Source organism: Pedobacter duraquae, from assembly GCF_004362245.1.
In the GTDB taxonomy this organism is placed as follows: Bacteria; Bacteroidota; Bacteroidia; order Sphingobacteriales; family Sphingobacteriaceae; genus Pedobacter; species Pedobacter duraquae.
In genome coordinates this window covers 1,102,258-1,128,723 of the sequence record NZ_SNWM01000001.1, presented here as the reverse complement: position 1 = coordinate 1,128,723, position 26,466 = coordinate 1,102,258, and the positions used below count along the sequence as shown (strand labels likewise).

Below are 26,466 nucleotides of genomic sequence, written 5' to 3'. Positions count from 1 at the left end.
TCTAAAGAAATCGAAAAAATGTTACACGAAACAGATCAGGTCATACGCGAAAAAAAAGAGATACTTGGTGTGATCGCCCCCTATAGAATTCATTTGATTTGCTGGTCTCTTTTTATTAGCTATGAAATTATCATGGTTGGATTGATTAATGAGCGGTTTAACGCTGCTCCTTACTATTTGGCTTTTTATACGCTAAATATTACGTTATTCTATTCGTTCGCACACAAGATTCTGCCATTTGCCTTGAAAAATAAACATTACATTTCCGTCTTATTGCCTCTTGGCCTATTATTTACCTTTTGTTTGTATTATGGGGTGACACTTTTTCTGGATGCTTTGTTAAGAGCTTCTAAGGATGAGCCTAAGGCTTTTGATCTGCCGTACATATATGCAACTGTTATAAGGAGCCTATATCGGTTTTTGCTTTTTATTGGCTTCAGCACAGGTTACTATTACTTGGTTACATTTTTGGAGGAGCGAGAAAGAGTCGAAGAGAAAGAAAAGGAAAAATTAGTTGCGGAAATTCAGAAGCAGCACATCCAGAATGAACTGGTGAAATCTCAAAATGCCTTACTTAAGGCTCAGATTAACCCACATTTTCTGTTTAATACTTTAAATTTCATTTTCACAAGTAGTAGGAAAGGCGCTCCGGAAGCAGCCGAAGCTATTTTGTCACTCTCAGAGATCATGCGTTTTTCGATCGATAGCGGTAATAATCAGACGGAGTCTGACATATTGCTGGAACTTGAGCAGGTTAATAACTTAATCCATTTGCATCGACTCCGGTTAGGTAGTCCCTTTTTTATTGATCTTGAATACTCAGTTGCTGAGCTTACCGAGGTCAAGATTATTCCCCTGATAGTTATCACGCTTGTAGAGAACATTTTTAAACATGGCGATCTGGAACAACCTGAGCGCCCGGGTAAAATACAAATCAGCAGGGACAATGGTATACTCCAGATTGTAACTGAAAATTATCGGCACAACCGAGCAACTATAAGTCACAATATCGGTTTACAGAATCTACGGATGAGGCTGGATATGGCATACGGTGAGCGTTCACACTTCAATGTGATCACTACCGATTCACAGATTTTTAAGACAGTTCTGACGATTGGTTAAAGTCTATTTCCTTTTATTACCTGTTGCATGAAATCTTTAACCATAAAGCTATATATAATCAGTTCATGGATTCTTTGCTGAGAACTAAAAATCCTGTTTACATGCATATGAAATAAACTGTTAAAAAGCCGGATTCCCCGCTGTTTGTCACATGACTTTAATAGTCTGTTAAAACATTTTTCCATTGCGGCGGTACTTGGATCTTTCGGTAGTATTGTAGCGTTCAATCGTACAATTGTAGCATAGGCTTTATTAATTAACTTCATATCTGTTGTTTGTAGCTGGTGCTCACGGATAAATGCATTTTCTGTCTCTTTTAAAACATTTTTTTGCTCGTCGGGATTGAGATTTAGCATATTGAGCATGAGAGCACCAAGACGCGCACACAAAAGATATTTATGATCTGTATCAAAACTGGCGGCAAGAACAGCGAGCACATATCTACTGGATAATTCGAAAAAATGTTCTACTCCTGTCATAAGATCGCTGCCATATCTTTCCAGTTCCCGTATATATGGTTTTATTTGGATATCGGTTATTAAGCCATTTTCGATATCTTCCTGCAGTAGGTCTATCAGTTCTGAAATGTAAAAGTATCCGTATTTGGTATCTTTCATTTGGATCCTAAATCGAAGATGTTCAGCGGGGTAATTATAGCGTATAAAAAAATAACATTCAAAGGCGTCCTGATAAGCTTCAAGAAAAGCAGGAATTTGATTTGTCAAAAGAAGATCTATTCTTGACGAGTGGCAATAAATTTCAAAATATACCCAATTATTTCCCTGAGGAATGATCTTTTTGTGCTGCGATTGTAGAGTTTGGTGATGAGCTGAATGGTAGGGTTTGTATAATTGTTCAGTATGGCAAAGCGTGAGTTGCATCTGTGCGTGATAGGACGCTTTATTTGTATCAACCACAGTACGTTCGTCAACAGAGAAAGCCTCTCGAATATAAAAATCTGTCTTTTGTATGGCAAATTGATTGAATGCAGCCATGTCCGTTGTATTTTCTCGGTCAAATCGTAGCGTTTGATCACCAGTACCAGCCGTAAAATAACGAGATATTTCGTTGCTTTCTAATTGCTCATCTATAGATTTATTAACGAAAATAAGCCATTGAGCCGCAGATACGACAATCTCGTTAAACTGTATCCTGGGATAGAAATAAAGCCCTGGCAGAACATCGTGTACATTAAAGGTTAAATCAGATTGGATATTTTGATGCTGAAGGTCACATAGAAATCTAAATATTGAAAGGTCCGATCTCCTATAATTATAGGCAGAAGATAGTCGTGGAACTAGTCGCTTCTGACGTTTTTTTGAAAACAAGATGAGTTCATCTTCTCTTAGCACGACAGCAAGGTCATTCATCGGAATAAGTTCCTTGCTTGTGGCAAAGTTGAGCATCATAAGCTCATGCTGATAGATTTCTCTCCTCCGATTAATGTTATCCACGTTGTATTCGGCAGTATAGCCAATATCGAAAAAGATAACATCAGGATTGCTTTCTGATTCCATTGTGGCTGTTGCTTTGCAATGCGCCAAGAGTTTTTCACTTCCCAATGTGAAGCGGCCAGAAAGTGCATTTGCGGTACATCCACCTATAGAGTCGGGAATAACAAGGTTATCTGAAAGATGGAGAAGTGCACTGAAATTATTAGGTGGTCTTAGGTTAGAAGGCCCAGCCAAAAAATTACGGATATCAATGACCACATTTTTATCACCTTTTGTATCATAAATGGCATTTAGTAAAAAATTCCTCAGTTTATCATCGTAGGCAGACTTTTCTTGATTCCGCGGTCGTTCTGCGCGCGCAGAAAGCGCCGTTATTAAATCATCGTTCTCGCTGCTACTTTCTAATTGGTTATAGCCTAAACCTATTTCGGGATCAAGTGCCACTAGCAAATCGACTTCCTGCTGTTCGTATTTATGTCTGAATGCTTTTTTGAAATCGTTTAAAGGCGCGGCTTCGCGTTTCGGCATGACACGCAATAGAAAGTCAATGTAAGCCGGAAGAGATCGGAATAAAGATTGGTCAATATTGCCGTCCAGAACGGTCCGCTCTGTAAGGTTGTAAGTCTTGCCATTTTCAGGGTGCCTTTGATCAAAACTGCTGTGAGAGTCTCCACCAATAATATCAGGATCCAAGTCCGTAAACAGCAATCCCGTATCGAGCATGTCTTTGATTAGTATTGTTAAATCTTCCTGGTCGATTGTAGATAAAAAAAGAATTTGCAGATCACTATAGCGAGTAGGTAAATTGCAACACGCAAGTATGGAAGCAATCTTTTCCTCATTTTCCACTTCAGCGAGTTCAAAGCTATTTTCATAAGCATATAAGAATCGTAAGCGATTGCCTACTAAATAGATACTGGAATTTGCAACAATCAGCCGATCTTTTTTGAAAATTACGTTTTCAGATTTATCTATTTCTTTAATGTACGACCAGTCTGGGAAGCTATGTACAAGTTGATGCTCAGCAATATGCAATTGTCTTTTGAGATCTGCACGGTGTTCGAGTTCAGCAAGTCCAAAACCAGCGAACTTCCCGTATGGCACCCCTCTATATTTTGCTCTATTGAAATATTTCCACAAAGTAAATTGTGTTTTAGGTGTTGCATTTGCTAAATCAATTGAGTCTATGTTAGCTATAACCTGATGAAACGCAGGCGAGGACTCTGTTATAGCATCCTTTAATGATACCCACGATTGTTCGATGTCAGCATTTTGTGAGAATTGCGGAATGCGTAATAGTACGAAGGGCGAGATGCTGATTTTCATAAAACATGGCTAATGGAGCTAACGAAAGTAGCGCTCAGTCTATGTTATGAGAAAACAGTTACGGAAAATCCTGATATAGTTACGTGAAATTAGGATTTTATTAGTTTCTGTGCAATCTGTTGTAACATCAGTGGGTAAGAGGCGTCTGAATTAAAATTAAGACATGTGGTTTAAAAGAAAAGAAAATACTGGTGTAGCCACTACTAAGAAGAAAGGTAAATTTCGGGAATGGGCAGATGCCATTGTATTCGCCGTTATTGCCGCTACTATAATCCGGATGTTTTTTATTGAGGCATATACAATCCCCTCTGGTTCCATGGAAAAATCCCTGTTAATTGGTGATTTTTTATTTGTTAGCAAGCTAAATTATGGACCTCGAATTCCGATGACACCAGTGGCATTTCCTTTTGCGCATCATACGATGCCCCTTACCGGTACACAGGCTTTTTATCCGGGGATACAATGGAAGTACCGAAGGTTACCAGGACTCCAAAAAATCAAACGAAATGATGTGGTTGTGTTCAATGCTCCAGAGGGAGACACCGTAACGCTCGAAAACCAGGATGCAAATTATTATCAGCTCGTTAGGCAACTAGGGCGTGCATCAGTGCACGCACAATACACCGTTGTCTACCGCCCCGTTGATAAAAGGGAAAATCTAATTAAAAGGTGCATCGGAATTGCGGGCGATACCTTTGCAATTCATGATGGGCTTGTTTACATTAATGGCAAGCCTGTGCCTTTAAAAGAATCTGGAACGGGACAGTATGTTGTCACATTTAAAACCAATGATGTTAATTTTGGTGTGTTTGAAGAGATGGGGTTTGTCGTCAACGCAGATATTTCTGCGCTTTCTGCAACAAGCTATTTATTCAGGGGGACACCGGATGCGATGAGGTCAGTGGCTAAACTTGATTTTGTTAAAGCGGTAACAAGCAGCCCATCTGATCATACTCCTGATCCTGACGTATATCCATCAGATCCAAACAGAAAGTGGAATCTTGATAATATGGATAGCTTTGTTATTCCTAAAAAGGGATTGACAATAGTTTTAGATAGTTCCAGCATTGCGCTCTATGATAGGGTAATTCGGGTTTATGAAGGCAATAGTTTAGTCGGATCTGAATCTGGTTGGCTAATCAATGGCGGTCCAGCTAAAACCTATACATTTAAAATGGATTACTACTGGATGATGGGCGATAACAGATATAATTCGCTGGATTCCAGATTTTGGGGTTTTGTACCCGAAGATCATATTGTGGGTAAGGCGCTATTTACATGGATGAGTTTTGATTCCAACGCATCCTTTCTACACAAAATCCGTTGGAACAGGGTGTTACGTGCAATACACTAATTGTTAGGTGAGCATTATTATTTCTCACGGATATAGTGTTTGATAAATTCTTTTTTGGGAACTAATTGCAGGTAGTGGAAATCCGAAATCGTATGTTGTTGCTTTTTTCTGAGCCAGTATAAAAAATGGCCTCCAAAATCAATGAATATAGGGGCTGCTGAGCTATACCATGCTATATGCGGATGCTTCCAGGCAAAAGAGTAATGTTGCGTGGATAGTTTGATTGCCTTAATGTCAGGATGAAAAACAGTAACGAGCTTGGTAGTAGACTTTCTGAGAAATCGAAGATGGATATCTCCCTCAAATTCAAAATCTTTTAATGCCGGATCAGTAGGGTCAGGGATTGGTTTCCCCAGTTGGAATCCTTTAAATTTAAGTCCGTTTACTACCCAGATAATCTTACCGTAAAAAGCATTTCTTGACTGTAATTCAGAGATAGATAAAGGAGAATTCTGAAACTCTATAGTAATTTCTTCCGGAGTGTGGATATCTGCACGATGACATTCTTTTGTTAGCACATCAAAAAAGCTTACTTCACGATAGCTTTCAGGAAAACAATTTTTCCAATTACGATGCCATTCGGTTTCTGTTTCCCACCATAGGTCACAATTTTCGTTAGCGCGATGTGCCCAGTGATGTAATTTGATATCCCCACACTTCGCGTGCATGTCGGTTCCGCAATCTATGCAGACTCCCTTAATGCCCTTTTTTGGAGCAGATTTTATTCCGTTAACTAGAGCGTATTGCAAAGCGACGATGTTTTAATATTTTAACATATAGCAAAAGGCAAACTAATGTTTGCCTTTTGCTATATGTTAAAAATTGGTGTTTCTCCAATGATAGTAGATTTTGTTATTGCGCGGGTGGGCCGGCAGGGGAGTCCTGCTGAATCAAATAATCAATCGGAGGTTCAGCTCCGAGCAGATTTTTCACAAAATAGTCCCAACGACGGCGCATCATGTAGTTAGAGTAATTACCGTAACCGTGTGCGCTGTTAGGGAAAATTACAAGGTCAAAACTTTTATTGGCTTTAATCAGGGCTTCAGCAACAAGCATTGTATTTGATGGCGGCACATTATTGTCCATCATTCCATGTGCAAGCATAAGTTTTCCTTTCAGGAATTTCGCATAAGTCTGATTTGCCTGTGCTTCATACGCGGAGTTCGATATCAGGCCGTTATAACGTTCGCCCCAGTCATCCTCGTAATTTCTATTGTCATGATTTCCAGATTCTGCAATACCTACCTTAAAGAAGTCAGGATAGCGGAACATAGCGGCGGCTGTGGCAAAACCACCACCAGAATGGCCCCAAATTCCTACTTTAGCAGTATCAATCGGAAATTTCTGCGCAAGCTGCCTAATGGCTGTAATCTGATCTGGCAGGGTGTTTTCAGACATATCTCCATAGCTCATGTCGTGGAAACTCTTCGACCGAAATGGATTACTTGTTCCCTCAATCACAACTACTATGAAGCCCAGCTCTGCGAGCGCCTGGTTATCGCGTCTCGAAGCAGAGAATGACCAGCTTCCCACACTTCCGCCTTGTGGTCCAGGATAAATGTAGTCAATAACGGGATATTTCTTATTTGGGTCTATTTGCGTTGGTGTATAAACAAGCCCGTAAAGAGGTGTTTTTCCATCATGTGCCTGTACCGATACAGCAACCGGTGGTTTCCAACCGCTTGCTACAAGCCTGGACAAATCGGTCTTTTCTAGCGTAGATATCAATTTACCTCCCATACTACGCACCACAGTGAGCGGGGCTATATCGGGTTGCGAATAACTATCAACAAAATAGGTGTAGGCAGGGGAGAAGCTGATCTGATGATTTCCGGCTTCTGGCGTTAACAAGGTTAAGTTTTTACCATCAAACCCTATTTTATAGAGATAAGAAAAATATGGGTTGCCGGGTTCGCGGCCACCCGCCATAAAATAAATAGCACGTGCCTTTTCATCAACGCGTACAATTTTCGAAACTACCCAATCCCCTTTGGTAATTTGATTTTTAATTTTTCCGGTCGTTGAATTATACAAATACAAGTGACCCCAATTATCTCTTTCAGAATACCAGATAATTTCGTTTGATGCAGGCAAGTATCTCCAGTTAATGGCTCCCCGACCAGATTCAAATTGTGTAGCTACAACTTCTTCAAAAATTTCCCGAACATCTCCGCTTGCTGCATCAGCAATTCTGAATTTCTCCTGTTTATGATCTCGTGATGTGGATAAAAATGCGACTTGTGTTCCGTCTACATTCCAATCTATATCATCAAAAGTACCGCTGCTAGAGATATCATCACTTAAAGTAGCACGGTGTGGATCTGCAGGGATTTTAAGTGGAATAACTTTAGGCTGGTCGACGTTAATAATTACGCGTTCTATCTTGATTATATTTTTATCCCCTGGTAATGGATATTTCCACGACTTCAATTCGGGTTTCCCAACATTAGTGGTTACAAGATACATATCATTTACATCACGCTGATCCTGTTTAAATGTAGCAATCTTTTTGGAGTCCGGAGACCACCGTAATATGGCGCGATCGCTCGACTTCCATCCTGCATTATCTGTCGCATATCCATAGTCCTTGACGCCATCTGTTGTGAGCTGTATTTGTTTGTTATCTCCAAGCTCATGAACCCAGAGATTGTAATCTTTAATATACGCCCCTCTTTTACCATCAGGAGAAAGCACCTCGGCTGTTCGTCCGCCCCGTCCCGCAGGCCGCGCTTCACCTTCTGAATTATCAGCAGCAATGGTGTTGTCTGATAGGTTGTACAACCATTTTTTTCTATCAGCATTAAAGCTAATCGATTTTTCATCATTTGAAAAGCTAATGGTTTGAAAGGGCAATTTATCGGCACTAAACTGCTTGCCGGAGGCCGTTGATAGTGCAATAGCAAGTTTTTGATGATCAAAGGCCGCTGAATGGCCCTTCTTTGCCGGATCGACCAATATAAATTCCGTGCCTTTTGTAGTTTTTAGCACATACCAGAAACGATCTGAGCCGAGCCAGTTTGGTCTGATACTGGCAGCGTCAACAAGCTTATCTGTCGCGTTGCTTAAAAAGCCTTCTGCACGTGCGTAGTCCTTTGCTGTCAGCACCTTGCCTTGTTGTGCATTAGCGCTTAGTATACAGGCGATCGCACCAATACCAAGTAGATATTTTTTCATTATGAATAACAATTAGTTTAGTTAATAACAGCCAATATAGTCGAAAAATTATCAAGGATTTGATCTGCCGGAAATTTGTTACAAATAGATTTGTATTTTGTGAACACTGTTTAGTATGTTTGTGGTGTTAATTATTGTATGGCCATCAAAGACAGAAAAGAGCGTGATAAATTGGACCGGCGAAAGCTGATCATAGAATCTGCTACGCGTTTGTTTTTGGAGCAAGGATATGAAAAGACATCTATTAGAAACATAGCCGATGATATTGAGTATAGCCCGGCAACCATCTATCTATATTTCAAGGAAAAAGATGAAATCTTCTTTATCATCCACGAACAAGGCTTTGCTTTGCTTAATCAGGAATTTGCGAATATTGGTGATATCAAGGATCCTTTTGAACGGTTGCAAGAACTTGGAAAGACATATTTGAATTTTGGTTTGAGGAATCCTGACTATTATGACCTGATGTTCATCATGCGTGCTCCGCTTTCAGAAATTGCTTGTCATGATAAATGGGAAGCTGGAGATGCGGCACTCAATCACCTGTACAATACCGTTGACGAATGTTTAAGTCAGAAAGTAATTCACATAGGAGATAAGTTAATGATCTCAATGGCGATCTGGTCTTTTGTACACGGGCTTGTATCGTTATACGTACGGGAACGATTTAAAGCAGTGGCAAACTCAGCTGATGATGCCACTAAGAAGATGGTTTTCGAATCGCTACAATATTTTTTAAACAGTTTAAGAGCTTAAAAAAATTTACACAGTACTAAACATCGTTTAGTAAAAAATCATTGATCAATTAAATACTAGAAAGGGTAAGTGACTACTCGCTTTGTTAATATATAAACACTGTTCATATAATAAACGATGAAATAATGAGAAAAATTAAACGAACTTTATTAATGGTAGCACTTTTTGCCAGTATGCCATTCTACTTGCGGGCACAATCTACGCTGGCCAAGTACTTGGATGAAGCACTCCGAAATAACCTGGGTTTACAAAGTGCGGATTTTGCCCTTGAAAAAAGTTTATACGCATTGAAGGAGGCTAAAGGTTTATTTTTGCCCGATGTAAATTTCAGTACACAGTACTTGGCATCAGGAGGAGGTAGAAAAATTGAAATACCTGTTGGCGATCTCCTCAACCCTGTATATACCTCTTTAAACAATCTGACTGGATCTACCAAATTTCCACAAATAGAAAATGTAAGTCAGACTTTTAACCCCAACAATTATTATGATGCGAAGGTGAGAACATCTATGCCCCTGTTCAACGCAGAAATTACTTACAATACACGAATCCGGGGCGCTCAGATTTCATTGCAGCAGGCTCAATTAAGTGTTTATAAACGTGAACTGATCAAAAATGTTAAGGTAGCATATTATACATATCAACAGATTCTGGGCACAATTAGCATTCTGGAAAATGGATTGATTATTGCCACTGAGAACCTGCGTATCAACCAGACGTTGGTCAAAAATGGAAAGGCAATACGCACGGTGGTAAGTAGGGCTGAGAATGAAGTTACCGGCCTGCAGGCGCAACTTCAGGAGGCCAGGTTACAGGTGGTTAGCGCAGCCGGCTATTTCAACTTTTTGTTGAATAAACCTCTTAATGCCGTAGTAGATATTGACGCCAATACGGGAATTCCACTATTAGGGGATACCACAACTACTGGAAGCAGGAGGGAGGAACTCGTAGCGTACGCGTCAGTTGTGAAGGTTCGTTCTCTCGAAACGGGGATGCGCAAATCAGCATATCTGCCAAAAATAAATACTTTTCTTGATTTAGGTGCTCAGGGCGACTTTCTGACCATAAACCGGCAATCTCCTTATTATCTATTGGGGGTAACCGCGTCCTGGCAAATTTTCGCGGGAAACCAGAACAAGAATAGAATTCAGCAAGCGGCTGTAGAGCAGAAATCTGCTGAAAGTCAAGCTGTGGAAGCCGAAAAACGCCTTGCGCTCGAAGCATTGACTGCAACAAATACTTATCATGCCGCTGTCGAAAATTACACCGCTGCAGTTAGTCAGGCGAGTCTATCTAAACAGTATCTAAAGGATGAACAAAGGCTTTATAAGGAAGGACAGGCACTTTATCTGGAATTACTGGATGCTCAAAGCCGACTTATCAGCGATGATATCAAACAGAGTATTGCATTTTTAACTGTTCAAATCAGGCACGCTGAGCTCGAAAGGGCTAAAGCAAGCTATCAATTTTAAACTCCAAGCATATGAAAATTTATAAAATCTGGACTTTCTTTTTTTTCGGTTCAGTGGTAGTTACGAGCTGCCATGCACCCAAGCCCGTTGAGAAAACGGATGATAAAATCCCGGTCAGACTTATCTCTGCTACGGCACTTCAGCAAAGCGAACCCATAGAAACGTCGGGCTTGTTGTCGTCAGATAAACAGAGTAACCTTTCTTTTAAAGGCGGCGGCATCATCAGCAGAATACTTGTGGATGGTGGTGATCATGTTAGTGCTGGGCAGTTGCTGGCGGTATTAAATCTGACCGAAGTGAACGCACAACTGAATCAGGCAGAAGAGAATTTCAATAAATTACAACGGGATGCTCAGCGTACGGCTAATCTTTTTAAGGACAGTGTGAGTACCCGAGAGCAATATGAAAACACCCAGACGGCATTGACAATTGCTAAAAGACAGCTCGAGATAGCACGTTATAATGCAACTCAATCGAGTATTATTGCACCTAGTGATGGAGTAGTATTGAAAAAATCTGCCAATGTCGGTGAGCGTGTTGAAGGTGGAGTTCCAGTATTTTTTGTTGGCGGGACTGCGACTTCAGACTGGATCATAACCTGTGGGATTACTGATAAGGACCGATCCAGATTAACGGGAAGCGAAACTGCGGAGATTTCATTTGATACCTGGCCGGAAACTTTTACCGGAAAAATCAAAAGTTTATCTCAGGGAAGCGATGTGGCTTCTGGGTTATATCAGGTTGAAGTACGTGTTGATGCCGGCGGGAAGAAGCTTGTTTCAGGACTCTTTGCAAAAGTGAAAATTATACCTAAAACGAAGACAAATTTATTGTCGGTGCCTATGGATGCCTTAATAGAAGGAGAAAATGACAATGCCTACGTTTTTGTTGCTTCAGGAAAATATGCTCAAAAAAAAGCGGTCAAGGTAGCCTATCTAAGTGGCGACCGGGTGTTTCTGTTGTCAGGAATCCAAGTTACTGATCAAGTGATCAGACAGGGATCTGCTTATCTCAACAATGGCTCCGAAATTAAAATCGTTAAATAAACAGCTATGAAATTACCTGAATTTGCCGTCAAAAATTACCAGTTTACGCTGGTCATATTTATAGCTGTTTTTGCGCTTGGTCTGTACTCTCTATTCAGCATGCCGCGCAGCGAGGATCCTGAAACACATCCACCCGCTTTCACGGTGGTAGTAGTTTACCCAGGTACAAATCCTAAAGACATGGAGCAACTTGTTGTTGATCCAATGGAGAAGAAAATTAATGAGCTGGATGGGATTAAGCACGTGATCACAGATGTAAGTAATGGGCTTGTCGTAATGCAAATTATTTATAAATACAGTTCAAATCCAGATGATAAATATCAGGAGGTGGTGCGGGAAATTAATAGCCTCAGACCACAATTACCAGCGGACATTGCTAGTATTAGGATCGATAAACAAATCCCTTCTGACGTAAGCATCTATCAATTTGCTTTGGTTAGTGAAAATGCATCGAACGGAATGCTGAAAAAATATGCAAAGGCACTTAAGGAAAAGCTGGAAAAAGTACCTGCACTCAAGAAAATCGCCTATGCCGGAGTACCCGAACATCAAGTAAATGTGAGGCTTAATATCCAGAAAATTGCTCAGGAGAAGTTGACACAGAATCAGGTGATTGCCGCACTGCAAAGCGAAAGTGTGAATATTCCTGGTGGAAGTATCAGCATTGCAAACAGAAAAGTGAATATTAAGACTAGTGGGAATTACACGAATCTTGATGAAGTAAAAAAAACTGTAGTATTTTCATCAGGTCCTAAGGTAGTTTATTTGCAGGATGTAGCTGATGTGAGTCTCGGATACGAAGAGCAGACGCACATAGCCAGATTTAATGGGTACCGATCCAGTTTCATTAATGCCAGTCTAAAAGACAAGGAGAACATTATCAGTGTGCAGGATAAGGTGGATCCGATAATTGCCGATTTTCAAAAGGACTTGCCATCAAATATACAGCTCGTAAAAGTTTTTGATCAGGCCAGTAGTGTAGATGTGAGACTCTCTCACTTCGCCAGGGACTTCGGAATCGCTATCCTGTTAGTTCTTGTTACACTGTTACCACTGGGCACCCGGGCTTCAGTGGTGGTCATGATAAGTATTCCTTTATCGCTTGCGATCGGGTTAACATTGATGAACCTTTTGGGATACAACATCAACCAATTGAGTATCGTGGGCATGATTGTGGCTCTTGGTATTTTAGTGGATGACAGCATTGTTGTTGTTGAAAATATTGAGCGGTACTTACGTATGGGCTATGGGCGTGTCGAAGCTTCTATTAAAGCGACCTCACAAATTGGTATTGCTGTAATTGGATGTACTGTATTGTTAATTTTTGCATTTCTCCCTATAGTATTCTTGCCTGAGGGGGCGGGGGAGTTTATACGCAGTCTTCCATTATCAGTCATCACCACCATCTTTGCATCGATGCTGGTTTCGCTTACTGTCGTTCCATTCCTTGCCAGCGTGATCCTGAAACCACATGCAAATGAAGAGGGAAACTTCCTCTTGCGTGCCTTGAAAAAGGGTATTCATACCACCTATGGAAAAATACTAACGCTCGCTTTGCATAACCCTGTGCGTACTTTATTGATCATTGGTACTATTTTCTTGCTGTCGTTGGGCCTAGTTCCTTTAATTGGTAGCAGCTTATTCCCGAAATCTGAAAAACCGATGTTTCTGATTCAGATTGAAACGCCTGAGGGTACAAATTTACAGACAACCGATCAGGTGACGCGGTTTGTAGAATCGAAGTTGAAAAAGATTCCGGAGATAAGTTCTTTCTCCAGCAATGTAGGTAAAGGGAACCCGCGCATCTATTATAATGTAATACCACATAATGAAAGTGAGAATTTCGCTGAGATTTTTGTACAAGTTGCAGGTTTGGAGACGCGCGATAAAGTTGCAGTGATCGAAAAGTTAAGAAAACAGTTAGAGGGATATCCGGGTGCTGTTATTAAGGTCAAAGACTTTGAGCAGGGACCACCTGTGGAAGCACCGCTCGCGTATAGAATTTATTCTGATGATTTAGTCGAATTGCGTAAAACAGCTTTTGCTATAGCAGCCCTAATCGCGAAGCAGGAAGGTACAATTTATGTGAATAATCCACTCTTGGTTATGCCCATTGATTTAAAAGTTATCATCAATAAGGAAAAAGCGGGGATATTGGGAGTTTCATCGTCAGATATAGATAAAACCGTTCGACTCGGATCTGCGGGTTTAAATGTGGCCAGTTATCTCGAAGATAAGGGCAAAGTAGACCCTTATGCAATCAATGTGTCAATACCGAGAAAATCTACAATTCAGGATGTCAGTATGTTTGATCGACTGTATGTGCCATCTGCTACAGGCATTAGTGTTCCACTGAAGAGTATTGCAAGCATAGGTTTTGAAAGTGTGCCAAATCAGATCAGACATTACGACAAGGATCGGTATGTGACGATCTCGTCATTTGTAAAGCCTGGATATAATGTGCAGCAGCTCGATGCGCAGATCACATCAAAACTTAATGAATATAAATTTCCAAAAGGATTTTCATTTAAAGTAGCGGGAGAAAAGGAAAGTAAAGACGAGAGCTTTGGAAACCTTGGAATCATTCTGATTGTAACTGTTTTTGGGTTCCTAAGTGTACTGATTTTAGAATTTAAGACTTTTAAAAGTATCCTGATTGTGCTGTCTGTTATCCCACTTGGCATTGTTGGCGGACTAACCATGCTCTATCTTGCTGGGGAGACTCTTTCTTTCACGGCCACGATAGGTTTTATTGCATTGATTGGTATAGAGGTGAAAAATTCCCTGCTTGTGGTTGATTTCACAAATCAATTACGTGCTCAGGGGCGTGATATTGAAACGGCGATTATTGAAGCCGGTGAGGTACGTTTTGTACCGATATTGCTCACCTCATTAACTGCAATCGGGGGTTTACTACCTTTGGTTATTGAATATAGCCAACTTTATTCTCCCCTGGCACTCGTGTTAATTGGTGGGTTGATCAGTTCAACCTTATTATCCCGGTTAGTAACCCCCGTAATGTATAAACTGTTGCCACCTGCGGTAATTGTAGAATAGGCATAAAGTTAGCGGCTGCTCGATTGAGCAGCCGTTTCCCATCTAGTTATGTTCCTGGTGAAAGGTGTAATTGAATTTACGCCCTGTGAAGCTACCATACTTGTTGCTGTATTTTTTAAACAACGCATCTGGTTGTTTTACATTGTTTACGGTAATACCGGTCTCCGTAATCTCCAGATCATAAAGGCTTTCACTATTTTTGATCACGTGATCTGCAACAAGATCTGCTGTTAAAGAGCTGATCATCTTGCGCTCTTTTGTGGCGCGTTCCCTGTCTTTAGTTGCTCTTACCCTGTCCAGTGTTGCCCGTTCTCTATCTCTTGTCGCTCTTGCCTGATCTGTCGCTGCTCTCGCCCGGTCGTCTTTGGCTCTTTGTAAATCTCCAGCGGCACTTTTTTTGTCGGCCAGTGCATTTTCACGATCTCTGGTTGCCTGAATTCTATCTTGGGACGCTCTTTCACGATCCCTTTTGGCACTCGCATTGTCTGTTTTAACTTTCGCCATCGTTGTACTGATCAGCTCACTATAATTTTTCCAATCATTTTCAGGGATTTTTTTTCCATCGATGGTCAACGCGGTAAGTTGGTCATTTTGGAGTGACATCTCCACTGTTTTACCATTGTTGTTGGTACTGATTGTGGCGTTGGAATTACGTTGTGCAAAAGCAGTGGTGCTTAATAGTAGGGTAGTTGCGATCAGCAAATTCCTTTTAAAAACTGTTTTCATCTTTTTTGGGTTTAAATTGTTTTATAAATTTTTGGCAATAGCATTCCAGATAACCCTCAGGAAATCTTAAATTCATGTTTTGCTTAGTTTTTAGTTGGTTACTCTTTAGTGATTTGTTTTAACCTGCATTCTTTCAAATTCGGCCTTCTGGCGATCAAAATAGGCTCTTTTTTTATCCTCTGCTGCGCGATTTCGGTCTGCAATAGCTTGTTGCATGTCTGCTACAGCCTGATCCCTATCTTTCGATGCGCGTTCTCTGTCGGCAGCAGCCTGGTTACGATCAATTGACATTTGAATTTTCGCTTCCAAAGCCAACGCCTGATCTTTCATAGCCTTTGCGCGATCACGGGAAGCTTGGGCCCGGTCTTTTGCGGCCTGAGCAAGAACCCTATTTGCCTCTGCATTCACTTTGGCAATTTCGGCCCGATCTCTTACTGCCTGTGCTTTATATTCCGCTGCTAGAGCCCGCTCTTCCAATGTATGACGTTGATCGTCGATAACTTGATTATGCGCTAAAATCTCATTTGGTGCAACGTCTTCTCTAATCGTGATATGAGTGGTCAGTAATTCTTTTGTTGCTGACGTAATTACCTTTTCAATTCTTTTCCTAACCGCATATTTTGCCTGTTGCAGCGTATTTTTATTGTTTTCAGCTGTAGGTTTAACCAAGCCTATTGCCGAAGAAAAAGTCACCAACGCCGAAAGAAAGATTACAATGCTGAAGAGTGCAAATTTTTCCATTGGCACAAGCGGTTTGTACTGATTATTAACAATTCTTTTGACCCGATTTAGCAATTGGTTTTTCTTGCCGGGAAAGGTCATTGCGTAACCTGCAGAACTATCGGAAGCGTATTCTCTGAAATTAATCAAGGCATGTATAAAGTCTCTTTTATTTCCTGTTTGCGCCAATGCGATATCGTCACAACAATGCTCCCTTTCGTCGCGTAGCAGTGAGGAAATCCAAAGTAACCCCGGGTTGAAAAAGAATATGGCCTCTGTAATAGTCTGCAGTAAATTTGTGAGATAATCGTTTCGTTTGATGTGTGCAAGTTCATGGAGCAGCACAGCTTCGATCTGAGCAGGTGGAAGACCTGATAAAAGTCCGGCGGGAATAAGTACCAGTGGCTTAAGGTGACCGATTACAACAGGGAAATTGACATATCCCGATTCCATCAGAGCCACAGATTTTCTAATGCCTAAGTTTCGACAAAGTGTTTTTGTTTTTTCAATCCAGTATAAATCAGGCTGAATGAGATTACGACTGCGTACCTGTTGGAGTGCTGCTATGTTTCCCGTTAATTTAAATAGCTGCCAAATAAATAGCAAAGCCCAAATCATTACAATTGATGCTGCGTTTTGTGTAGAATATTGGACAACTAAATCCAGGAAGTATTTTAGGTTGTACGTGTTAGAAGAAGTTGTCTCAAGCGCATAATTGCCTGCTAAAAAATGGCGATTTTTAACCACATTACCAGCACTTATGTTCCATTCGTAAATAAACGTCGAAACTACAGTGATCAAAAAGGCGGCGAAATGAAAATGAATGACCCTGTATCTGACATCGGCCTTCATTCTCGCGGTAACCATCACCAAAATGCCCGCAAGCAGAGCTAATAATAATCCTTGCCAGAGCGAATGTAAAAGCATCCAACTAAAAGATTGGAGGATGCGGTCGGTGAGGGTATGAATCTCCATTGATAGTTCTGTTTTAAATTTGATTATCCAGATTTTTTAACAATTCTTTTATCTTTTTTAATTCAGCAGCTGAGGTTTTTTCATTACCCAGTAAAGCCATCATCAGGTTACTTGGCGAACCGTCATAAATCGTATCAACAAAGCGACCAAGCATATTCCCTTTCACTTTACCTTCTTCCATTGCAGGTGTGTAGACATGCTTCATCTGGCTTTCATCACGATTTAACATGCCTTTTTCCTTCATAACCTGCATTAGTTTTAAGGTTGAGGTATAGATAACAGCTTCTTTCTGCTCGTTTAATTTATCATGTACAAACCGAACTGTGGAAGGACCATATTGCCACAATGTGCGAAGTACATCGAGTTCTGTTTTGGTAGGTACAATTTCTTCAGGCTTGTGCTTTTTAAACAATGTCATAAATCAAAGGTATGCATTAAAAACGTACGTTGAAATACTTATTTAATTTTTGTTGAAAATGACTGATTTTACCTACTTTAATCTCTTGATTCCATAAGTCATGAAACAAAGCGCAGGGATTTTACTTTACCGTCAAAGCAGTTCATTAACAGAGGTTTTCCTGGTTCATCCTGGAGGGCCGTATTTCCGCAATAAGCAGGATGGCTGGTGGACAGTTCCGAAAGGTGAGCCCAAAGCAGGGGAGTCGTTAGAGCAAACTGCACTGAGGGAATTCGAAGAAGAGACTGGTTATGTCGTTATTGGTGAACTTCTGCCACTGCGTCCGATTAAACAAAAAGGCGGCAAGGTGGTTTACTGCTGGGCGGCACCCGGAGATCTGGATCCAGAAATCACTAGTAATGTTTTCGAAATAGAATGGCCACCCAGATCTGGGCAGAAAAGGAGTTTTCCGGAAATAGATCAAGCATGTTGGTCAGATTTCGAAACAGCAAAAAAACTAATTAACGAACAACAAACCCCCTTCCTTGATGAATTGAAGGAGGTACTTTCAAGTCATAAAAAAACCTGACAGCTGATGCCGTCAGGTTCCTTAAAAAAAAAATCTGTATTATTTTACACTGATTGCTAAACCTCCACTGGAAGCCAATGCCTGTTTAAGCACGGTTTTTGAAGTGACCTTCATTTTACGGATTGTGTAGCTTTGTGGATTTTTATCGTAACTAGCGTCTTTCCCATCTGCGTAGATAGTTGCAGTATACGTTTTTCCTTTCGGTAAATAGTCGAACGTTACAGTAGCTGTTCTTGGATTTTCATCGGTGATGGCACCGATATACCACTCGTCTTTATTTTTTGCCTTACGAGCTATAGTAATATAGTCTCCTGGCTCGGCTTCCAGGATCTTAGTTTCATCCCAGTCTACAGCAACATCTTTAATAAATTGAAAAGCATCCATAAACTTAGCGTACGTTTCAGGAAGATCGGCTGCCATTTGTAATGGGCTATACATGGTTACGTATAACGCAAGTTGTTTAACCAAAGTTGTATGTACAAAAGAAGTGTTCTCAGGATTGTATGCACTGATTTTTGTTTGGAAAATGCCAGGAGTATAATCCATTGGTCCTCCCATCAATCTTGTAAAAGGAAGGATTGTAGTATGATCTGGGTTGTTCCCTCCAAAAGATTCATATTCCGTACCACGTGCTGCTTCGTTAGCAAGCAGATTTGGATATGTACGGTTTAGACCTGTAGGACGCACAGCTTCATGGGCATTAACCATAATTTTATATTCGGCGGCTTTTGTAATCGCGTACATGTAGTGGTTAACTAACCATTGTCCATAATGGTGTTCTCCACGTGGGATAATATTACCCACATACCCGCTTTTTACGGAGTTGTACCCATTGTTGACCATAAACTTATAAGCAGTATCCAAGTGGCGCTCGTAATTACGGACTGACCCTGACGTTTCGTGGTGCATGATGATTTTAATGTTTTTGGAAGCCGCGTATCTATGAAGCTCTGCCACATCGAAATCAGGGTATGGGGTTACAAAGTCAAACACATAGTCTTTTGTTTTTCCAAACCAGTCTTCCCAGCCTTCGTTCCAGCCTTCTACTAAAACAGCATCAAGACCATTTTTTGCAGCAAAATCGATGTACTCTTTAACGTGCGCTGTATTTGCCGCATGTTTTCCATTAGGCGTAGTTTTAGCATAGTCTGTTACGCCAAGCTGAACGCTTTCCAGGTTGTTATATGCCCAGGTACTTTTTCCAGTGATCATTTCCCACCATACACCTACATATTTTATAGGCTTGATCCAGGAAACATCTTTATATTTTGTTGGCTCGTTGAGGTTCAGGATTAATCGTGATGCAAGGATATCTGTTGCCTTATCGCTAACAACGATCGTTCTCCATGGCGATTGCGTAGGTGCCTGAAGATATCCTTTGTCGCCAACTGCATCAGGAGTAAGAAACGATTCCAGAATCATATGTTGGTCATCCAGATTTAATGACATAGTTGAGTAATCTATCAATGCAGCCTCATGAATATTAATATACAATCCATTATCGCTTTTCATCATCAATGGCGTTTGTAAGCCTGTAGGTGAGAATGTTGTTTGAGATGCATTTGGCGTTACCGCTTCTTTCATTTTACCACGAACCTCAGAAAGCTTAGAAGTCATAGTGCTATACTCTTGTGTGTCGTAGTCGCCAGGCAACCAGAATGCTTTATGATCTCCAGCCAGTGCAAATTGTGTTTTTTCTTCCTTAATAATAAAGTAGTTTAGGTTTGCCTGAGCGGGAAACTCATAGCGGAAGCCAAGTCCGTCGTTAAACAAACGAAATCTGATTCTGATAAAGCGGTCTTTGACGGCTTTCTGAGCCAATGTAACCAATAGTTCAGTATAGTTATTTCTTATGTTTTTTTGCTCGCCTAAAACAGGACTCCAGGTTTCATCAAAGGTGTTTTGCTCAGTTTTGGTTATCGAAAAGCCATCCAGAAAAGAAGGAACATCTTTAGTTTCCAGACCAAGTTTACTGGATTTAATTACCGATTTCTGTTTGTAATCAAGCTGGTAGGTTGGAACGCCATTATCTTTCAGCGCGAAAGTTAGGGTCAGATTTTTGTCTGGTGAGGTAATCACCTGTGCTTTTACCCACGCTACGGTGCAGAATAGGCTTACGAATAATAAAATGGATTTACGCATGATTGGTATTCAGTTATGATAAAATAAAGAGCGCGCTAAAGGCGGCTAAGTTAAGCTTTGGGGGCTTAGAATAAAAATCAGTGACATTATTTTTTCGGTGTAATCAGATTTGCTATTGCTATAAGCGCTGCTGATTTAGCCAGGCGAGAAAATCATCAAACACTTGGTTAGTTAAGGCATGGGGCATATCATACTCGTGATAGCTCGCTGTAATTCCTAGGCTCGAAAAGTAATTGTAAGCATCCCTGGCGTAATGGATAGGCAATACCTCATCTTTAGTTCCGTGGGCAATAAAAAGGCCTGGCGAGGCTAAAGATGCTGCCGGTTTGGCAAATTCCTTGACTTCTTCAAGTAGCCTACCGCTCCAGGCGGCTATGCCGGCAAGTTTTTTAGGATACGTAAGGAAAGCACTGTAACACATGATGGCTCCCTGACTAAATCCAGCCAGGAATACCTGTTTGGCATCTGCCTCGTATTTCTCGACGACCTGGTTAATAAATTGTCTAATTACATCTCTGCTTTTCTCCGCTTGCTCCAGATTAATTTTAGGCTTTCCAGAAGAAAAATCTACTTCGTACCAGCCAAAGCGGTCTGGGCCGAGTTGGTAAGGCGCACGTGCTGCGACGACAAGAAATTCCTCTGGAATTTGTTTGGCACGCCTAAAAAGGTCATGCTCGTTGCTCCCTACGCCATGAAGTAGAATTAATACAGGCGCTTTGGTTGCTACCCTTGATTGTCGCACCAGATAATGCAGAATTAGTTGATCCCCTTTAAGATGCTCCATAATTGATGGTTCGTATTTTTTTTCCATAATATAATAAATAGTTATCCGCCCTGAAAGCAGCGCATACTTATTCCGCCATGCTGATAGACTTCGTAAAAATGTGTGATCGCTTCATCCTTATCCAACAATCCCAGTGCATATAACATCGGAAGGTAATGATCACTGGTGGGAATAGAAAGTAGTGCCGCGCTGCCCAAGGCAGAATAATTAATAAGATCCTCGAAATTCCGGGCATCGATCTGGCGTTTTACTATAGTGTCGAACTCCAGATTCCAGTCGAAGGGAACTGCGTTAATATCATTCCAGAAGAACAGTCCAGGCACCATGATCCAGCCCAATAGTATGATCTTCAATAATATTGGTATGGTTTACCAGCTCTTTGAGTTCCCTAGCTAAATCGGGATGACCGGGAGCAGGGTAGTTTATCTGGAATAACCTTTTGTCGAATGGCCCGAAGTCGTGTATTGTACGCGGCAAAGGATTTATGCTCACAGCGGTGCCAATAGTTTCCCAATGGGCAGAAATCACAAGGATAGCGGCAGGCGTTTCTAAGCTTTGCCCTTGTAATGCTAATGCCTGGGTATACGGATTGTCAGATACGGCGTTGAGCGGGTGTCCATGACCTACAAAAAGCACAGGCATCTTTTTTACACGCACTGGGTAGTTTTGCGTTTTTTTATGTAATTGCTGTAGCTGCATAACAGATGTTTTTGATGTCACAAAAGTCGGTCATACACAGTAAAAAGTATTTGAGCTAGGTTAAGAAAAAAAGAAATGTTGACTCCTTTTTGTATTTTTACCCCGTGCCTCCGATTAACAAAAAATCTCCTGTCAGGAAACCAATACCTCGTCCCAAAACTGGTGTAAGGGCGAAAAAAATGAACAAAAATGCGACGTCAAAACTTGTTGTTCGGTTTCTCGGCATTATAGCCATTTTGATTTTACTTTCGCCATTATATTATGGCTATGTAATTAAAGGATTCACATCTACCTGGCGATGGATAATAGATTGGCATGCCGATCCAAATTATCGAAGCTATACGAGCTATGCAATCAAAATACCTAAAAAGTACAACATTCATGGGATTGATGTTTCTTATTATCAGGGTAAAATAGATTGGAAGAGAGTAAGGGAAATGAAAGAAGATGATGTGCGCATCACTTTTGCTATCATCAAGGCTTCGGAGGGTGTTCTGAGCGTTGATCCTTATTTCCAGAGAAATTGGCGCGAAGCTGCCAAGGCAGGGATTGTATGTGGTGCCTATCATTTCTTCAGACCGCAAAAGTCGGGAGAATGGCAAGCGAGATTTTTTCTGCAGACTGTAAAGTTTGAGCCCGGCGACTTGCCTCCGGTGGTTGATATTGAGCAGCTCAATGGTGTTGCTCCCGCGCAAATGCGCAAAGAGCTTACCGCCTTCATTCGTGTTGTAGAAAAACGTATAAAGGTCAAGCCGATCATCTATTCCGGCATTACTTTTTACAAAGATTATCTACGTGGCTATTTTGATGAATATCCGCTATGGATTGCACACTATCATCAGCCAAAATTAAATCTTGATGCCAGTACAAAATGGTACTTCTGGCAACACTCTGACCGGGCAAAAATTAGCGGTATTAATCATGTTGTAGATTTTAATGCTTTTAAAGGGGACAGTTTGAGCTTTTATCAGTTGTTGATCCAATAGATTAGATCACCCATTTTTCGCAGTTTTCCAGGAACACAGGATCTGCATCGGCACCAATGCCTGGAAGATCGGGGACGTCAAGAAAATAGCCATCATAAGTAAGTCCATCTACTACAGGGTCAACAAGGTGCCCTAACAGGCAGGTATCCAGATCGAAATAAATGACATTGGGGCTTGACAGGGCGAAATGTAAATTTGCAGACAAGGCAATCCTGCTTTCCAGCATACTCCCGATCATGCATTTCATGCCATGCTGTAATGCTATTTCATGAATCTTTTGAGCTTCTAGTATTCCGCCAGACTTTGAGAACTTAATATTCAGAAAGCTGCAGGAGCTGTTGTTGATCAGTTTCCTTGCATCATGGTGGTTGTAGCAGCTTTCATCAGCCATTAATTTAATAGGACTATTGAGATTCAATTCAGGAAGTCGGTCGTCAAACCATGTACGCATAGGTTGTTCACAAAATTCTATGTTGAACGGCTCAAGTTTGCCCAAGGCTAGCAACGCATCGTCAAAACTCCAGCCTTGATTGGCATCCAACCGTAAAGTCATTTCCGAACCCACAGCCTCACGGATCAGTGCTACGCGTTCGACATCCTCCAGAACCTTCTTCCCGAGCTTAATCTTGAGGATGCGACAGCCCTGGCGTTGGTACTTTAGAGCAGATAGTGCCATATTCTCGGGAGTGTCAATGCCTATAGTCATGTCGGTCTCGATCATACGCTTATGGCCACCAAGAAATTTGTACAGAGGCAGCCCCGCGTCTTTTGCCGCGATATCAAACAGTGCCATGTCAAAAGCACTTTTTATAGTACTGTTGTGAGCAGCAAAGCCCAACAAATCATTCATCCGGTCGGGGATTTGTAGGGGATCTTTACCGATAAGGATCTGTGCAAACTCCCTGGCCATAGACAGGCAGGTATCCTGTGTCTCGCCAACGATCATAGGAAAAGCCGAGCACTCACCCACACCATATATTCCGGCATCAGTAAATATTTTTAAAAATACATTTTGTGCAAAATCCATGGTTCCCGTAGCGATTACGAAAGGCTCCATAGGGATACTAAAGCGGTATATTTCTGTGTGGGTAATCTTCATAAGGAATAGCTTTCCGTAAAAGTACGATTTTATCTTTTTACCTTTAGCCTATGAATTTTGAAGCCAACAACCTCATCAAAGCATCATCTCCCTATTTATTGCAACACGCCTATAACCCCGTTAATTGGTTTGAATGGGGGGAGGAAGCCTTAACAAAGGCCAAGACTGAAAACAAACTGATACTTGTGAGCATCGGCTATTCAGCCTGTCACTGGTGTCATGTTATGGAACGCGAAAGCTTTGAAAAACAGGAAGTAGCTGAGGTAATGAACAGACATTTTGTTTGTATCAAGGTTGATCGCGAGGAGAGGCCTGATATCGACCAGATCTATATGCTGGCAGTGCAACTGATGACGGGTAGCGGGGGCTGGCCATTAAATTGTATTTGCCTGCCGGATCAGCGGCCTGTTTATGGAGGTACCTATTTTAAGAAGGATGATTGGATCAATATTTTACTAAATGTTGCAGATTTGTATGCTAATGAGCCAGGAAAAGCAGTAGAATATGCTGAACGCTTAACGGAAGGTGTAAGGAATGCAGAACAGATCGTTCCAGGAATAAAAGGAGCATCATATAGCGAGGCAGACTTAAAAGGGATTATCGATCCTTGGAAAAGGAATTTTGATATGTCTGAAGGTGGATACAACCGATCGCCAAAGTTTCCCCTGCCCAATAACTGGCAGTTTATGCTGCGGTATAGTCACTTGATGGAGGACGATGCCACGTTTGTTTCAACTATGCTTACCTTAGAGAAGATGGCGTATGGTGGGATCTATGACCATGTTGGGGGAGGCTTTGCCAGGTATTCTGTGGACGGACAATGGCATGTGCCGCATTTTGAGAAAATGCTATATGACAACGGTCAGTTAATCAGCCTTTATGCGGAGGCCTATCAGTATAGTAAAATTCCGCTTTTTAAAGAGATAGTTGCTGAGAGTATTGGCTGGCTGGACAGGGAGATGACCTCTGAAACAGGACTTTTCTATGCGGCATTAGATGCTGATAGCGAAGGAATAGAAGGGAAATTTTACGTATGGGATAAATCGGAATTTGATGCTGTTTTGGGAGAAGATGCTGCGTTGCTAAACGATTATTTTCATGTAAACGAAAAAGGCAACTGGGAAGAAGAACATACAAATATTTTATTACGTAAATTCTCAGAAGAAGATTATGCAGCGGTTAAAGGCTTAACAGTTATCGATCTGGAGCAAAAAATCAGACGTGCAAAAAAGGCATTGCTTGAAGCAAGAAGCAAGCGCGTACGTCCGGGACTGGATGATAAATGTCTGACTGCATGGAATGGCCTGGCTATCCGCGGACTTGCAGATAGTTACAGAGTTTTTAAAGACGAACGCTATTATTTCATGGCAAAAAAGGCAGCCCTTTTTATCCTGAAAGAAATGAAAACTGATGAAGGGATGCTGTACCGTAATTATAAAGATGGCAAAGTAAGTATTGTAGGCTTTCTGGATGACTACGCCTGCATGATCGATAGTTTGTTGGCTCTTTACGCAGCAGATTTTGATCAGCAATGGCTTGATGCTGCAGAGGAATTAGCAGGTTATGTGCTGTCTAACTTTTCAGATCAGCTGAGCCCGATGTTTTTTTATACTGCCGCCAAAGAGGAAGCATTAATTGCCAGGAAATATGAAGTAATGGACAACGTCATTCCTGCATCAAACTCAATGATGGCGCAGAACCTGCATGCCCTAGGACTGTTTTTTGATAAACAGGAATACCTGGATAAGGCTGCCGATATGCTCGCTGCAGTACATCCGCAAATGGCACGCTATGGATCGGGGTATTCCAACTGGGGGACACAACTGCTTAATGAAGTTTTCGGAATAAACGAGATCGCAGTTACTGGCGAAGATCCGTCTGAAATACTCAACGCACTGGAGCTGCAGTATATCCCTAATAAAATTACATTATCGGGAACAAATACTTTGCTTCCATTGTTAAAAGATAAGCAAAGCATTGAAACAAAAATCTATATTTGCCGCAATAAATCATGTCAGCTGCCCGTAGGCACAGTTGAAGAAGCATTAAAATTAATAAACTAAATAAGATTCTAATGAGTATTAAACCCAATACTGTAGTATCATTGACGTATGAACTGCATACAACCAATGAAGAAGGACAACAAGTTTTTGTAGAAAAAGCTGATGAGCAGAACGCATTAGTTTTCTTGTATGGTACAGGCATGATGTTGCCTAAATTTGAAGAGCATTTATTAGGCCTTAATGTAGGCGATGCATACAGCTTTGAGCTTAGTGCCGAAGATGGCTATGGAGAAATTGATCCGGGAGCATACGCAGATTTGCCAAAAGATATGTTCAAAGAAGTTGAATTGCCAAATGTTGGTGATGTAATTCCTTTACAAGATAATCAGGGTAACCACTTCAGAGCTGGCGTTACCGCTATTCATGAAGATACAATCGCTGTAGATCTGAATCATCCTATGGCTGGAAAGAACCTTATTTTTGCTGGTGAAATTTTATCAGTACGTGAGGCTACCGAAGAAGAATTAAGTCACGGTCACGCACACGGTGCTGACGGACACGAAGGTCACTAACAGGATCTAAAAT

Annotated in this window: 21 protein-coding genes; 10 read left to right on the top strand and 11 right to left on the bottom strand. The window is 41.2% G+C overall.

Features of this window, described 5'->3' with window-relative positions:
* Positions 1-18 precede the first annotated feature (18 nt).
* Positions 19-1,122 (top strand): sensor histidine kinase, encoded by a 1,104-nt coding sequence (locus CLV32_RS04845; RefSeq protein WP_133552936.1) that lies wholly within the window; start codon positions 19-21, stop codon positions 1,120-1,122.
* Here the strand turns inward: CLV32_RS04845 and CLV32_RS04840 are convergent.
* The gene (locus CLV32_RS04840; protein ID WP_133552934.1) at positions 1,119-3,902 is read right to left on the bottom strand and encodes a lantibiotic dehydratase; all 2,784 of its coding nucleotides are present in this window, start codon (positions 3,900-3,902) and stop codon (positions 1,119-1,121) included. The two genes, CLV32_RS04845 and CLV32_RS04840, sit on opposite strands and share 4 nt — an antisense overlap.
* Before the next feature lie 163 nt (positions 3,903-4,065).
* Between CLV32_RS04840 and lepB the strand changes: the two genes are divergently transcribed.
* A complete protein-coding gene (gene lepB, locus CLV32_RS04835; RefSeq protein ID WP_133552932.1) occupies positions 4,066-5,256 on the top strand; it encodes a signal peptidase I in 1,191 nt (396 codons plus the stop codon).
* A gap of 17 nt (positions 5,257-5,273) precedes the next feature.
* Here lepB and CLV32_RS04830 read toward each other — a convergent pair whose 3' ends face one another.
* Together CLV32_RS04830 and CLV32_RS04825 are read right to left on the bottom strand one after the other, a co-directional pair.
* The gene (locus CLV32_RS04830; protein WP_133552930.1) at positions 5,274-6,005 is read right to left on the bottom strand and encodes a competence protein CoiA; all 732 of its coding nucleotides are present in this window, start codon (positions 6,003-6,005) and stop codon (positions 5,274-5,276) included.
* 103 nt (positions 6,006-6,108) lie between these two features.
* On the bottom strand, positions 6,109-8,430 hold the full coding sequence (locus CLV32_RS04825) for a S9 family peptidase (RefSeq protein WP_133552928.1): 2,322 nt from the start codon (positions 8,428-8,430) through the stop codon (positions 6,109-6,111).
* Between the two features lie 138 nt (positions 8,431-8,568).
* On the opposite strand from CLV32_RS04825, the gene CLV32_RS04820 reads away from it, so the two are divergent.
* The 4 genes from CLV32_RS04820 to CLV32_RS04805 all read left to right on the top strand — a co-directional run bounded on the left by CLV32_RS04820 (position 8,569) and on the right by CLV32_RS04805 (position 14,761).
* A complete protein-coding gene (locus tag CLV32_RS04820; RefSeq protein ID WP_133552926.1) occupies positions 8,569-9,186 on the top strand; it encodes a TetR/AcrR family transcriptional regulator in 618 nt (205 codons plus the stop codon).
* 125 nt (positions 9,187-9,311) lie between these two features.
* Positions 9,312-10,658, top strand: coding sequence for a TolC family protein (locus CLV32_RS04815; protein WP_133552924.1), 1,347 nt, complete (start codon positions 9,312-9,314; stop codon positions 10,656-10,658).
* A gap of 11 nt (positions 10,659-10,669) precedes the next feature.
* Positions 10,670-11,704, top strand: coding sequence for an efflux RND transporter periplasmic adaptor subunit (locus CLV32_RS04810; protein WP_133552922.1), 1,035 nt, complete (start codon positions 10,670-10,672; stop codon positions 11,702-11,704).
* Positions 11,705-11,710: 6 nt separating this feature from the next.
* Positions 11,711-14,761, top strand: a complete 3,051-nt coding sequence (locus CLV32_RS04805; protein WP_133552920.1) for an efflux RND transporter permease subunit — start codon at positions 11,711-11,713, stop codon at positions 14,759-14,761.
* 42 nt (positions 14,762-14,803) lie between these two features.
* Here the strand turns inward: CLV32_RS04805 and CLV32_RS04800 are convergent, their stop codons facing one another.
* The 3 genes from CLV32_RS04800 to CLV32_RS04790 all read right to left on the bottom strand — a co-directional run bounded on the left by CLV32_RS04800 (position 14,804) and on the right by CLV32_RS04790 (position 17,600).
* A complete protein-coding gene (locus CLV32_RS04800; RefSeq protein WP_133552918.1) occupies positions 14,804-15,487 on the bottom strand; it encodes an efflux RND transporter periplasmic adaptor subunit in 684 nt (227 codons plus the stop codon).
* 105 nt (positions 15,488-15,592) lie between these two features.
* Positions 15,593-17,182 carry a M56 family metallopeptidase gene (locus CLV32_RS04795; protein WP_133552916.1) on the bottom strand — a complete coding sequence of 530 codons (1,590 nt, stop codon included), beginning with the start codon at positions 17,180-17,182 and terminating at the stop codon, positions 15,593-15,595.
* A gap of 13 nt (positions 17,183-17,195) precedes the next feature.
* On the bottom strand, positions 17,196-17,600 hold the full coding sequence (locus CLV32_RS04790) for a BlaI/MecI/CopY family transcriptional regulator (protein WP_133552914.1): 405 nt from the start codon (positions 17,598-17,600) through the stop codon (positions 17,196-17,198).
* Positions 17,601-17,700: 100 nt separating this feature from the next.
* Between CLV32_RS04790 and CLV32_RS04785 the strand changes: the two genes are divergently transcribed.
* Positions 17,701-18,168, top strand: a complete 468-nt coding sequence (locus CLV32_RS04785) for an NUDIX domain-containing protein (RefSeq protein WP_133552912.1) — start codon at positions 17,701-17,703, stop codon at positions 18,166-18,168.
* A 39-nt stretch (positions 18,169-18,207) separates the two neighbouring features.
* Here CLV32_RS04785 and CLV32_RS04780 read toward each other — a convergent pair whose 3' ends face one another.
* The 4 genes from CLV32_RS04780 to CLV32_RS04765 all read right to left on the bottom strand — a co-directional run bounded on the left by CLV32_RS04780 (position 18,208) and on the right by CLV32_RS04765 (position 21,793).
* A complete protein-coding gene (locus tag CLV32_RS04780; protein ID WP_133552910.1) occupies positions 18,208-20,310 on the bottom strand; it encodes a glycoside hydrolase family 97 protein in 2,103 nt (700 codons plus the stop codon).
* Positions 20,311-20,428: 118 nt separating this feature from the next.
* The gene (locus tag CLV32_RS04775) at positions 20,429-21,121 is read right to left on the bottom strand and encodes an alpha/beta hydrolase (RefSeq protein WP_133552907.1); all 693 of its coding nucleotides are present in this window, start codon (positions 21,119-21,121) and stop codon (positions 20,429-20,431) included.
* Positions 21,122-21,135: 14 nt separating this feature from the next.
* Positions 21,136-21,447: a dioxygenase family protein gene (locus CLV32_RS04770; protein WP_133552906.1), complete on the bottom strand. Its 312-nt coding sequence runs from the start codon at positions 21,445-21,447 to the stop codon at positions 21,136-21,138.
* The gene (locus tag CLV32_RS04765) at positions 21,392-21,793 is read right to left on the bottom strand and encodes a dioxygenase family protein (RefSeq protein ID WP_133552904.1); all 402 of its coding nucleotides are present in this window, start codon (positions 21,791-21,793) and stop codon (positions 21,392-21,394) included. Before CLV32_RS04765 ends, CLV32_RS04770 begins: the two co-directional genes overlap by 56 nt.
* A gap of 179 nt (positions 21,794-21,972) precedes the next feature.
* On the opposite strand from CLV32_RS04765, the gene CLV32_RS04760 reads away from it, so the two are divergent.
* Positions 21,973-22,779 carry a glycoside hydrolase family 25 protein gene (locus CLV32_RS04760; RefSeq protein WP_133552902.1) on the top strand — a complete coding sequence of 269 codons (807 nt, stop codon included), beginning with the start codon at positions 21,973-21,975 and terminating at the stop codon, positions 22,777-22,779.
* 1 nt (position 22,780) lies between these two features.
* On the opposite strand, the gene CLV32_RS04755 is transcribed toward CLV32_RS04760, so the two are convergent.
* Complete coding sequence (locus CLV32_RS04755; protein ID WP_133552900.1) at positions 22,781-23,878, bottom strand: mandelate racemase/muconate lactonizing enzyme family protein; 1,098 nt, start codon at positions 23,876-23,878, stop codon at positions 22,781-22,783.
* A gap of 50 nt (positions 23,879-23,928) precedes the next feature.
* On the opposite strand from CLV32_RS04755, the gene CLV32_RS04750 reads away from it, so the two are divergent.
* Complete coding sequence (locus tag CLV32_RS04750; RefSeq protein ID WP_133552898.1) at positions 23,929-25,941, top strand: thioredoxin domain-containing protein; 2,013 nt, start codon at positions 23,929-23,931, stop codon at positions 25,939-25,941.
* An 11-nt stretch (positions 25,942-25,952) separates the two neighbouring features.
* Complete coding sequence (locus CLV32_RS04745; RefSeq protein WP_133552896.1) at positions 25,953-26,453, top strand: FKBP-type peptidyl-prolyl cis-trans isomerase; 501 nt, start codon at positions 25,953-25,955, stop codon at positions 26,451-26,453.
* Positions 26,454-26,466: the final 13 nt, after the last annotated feature.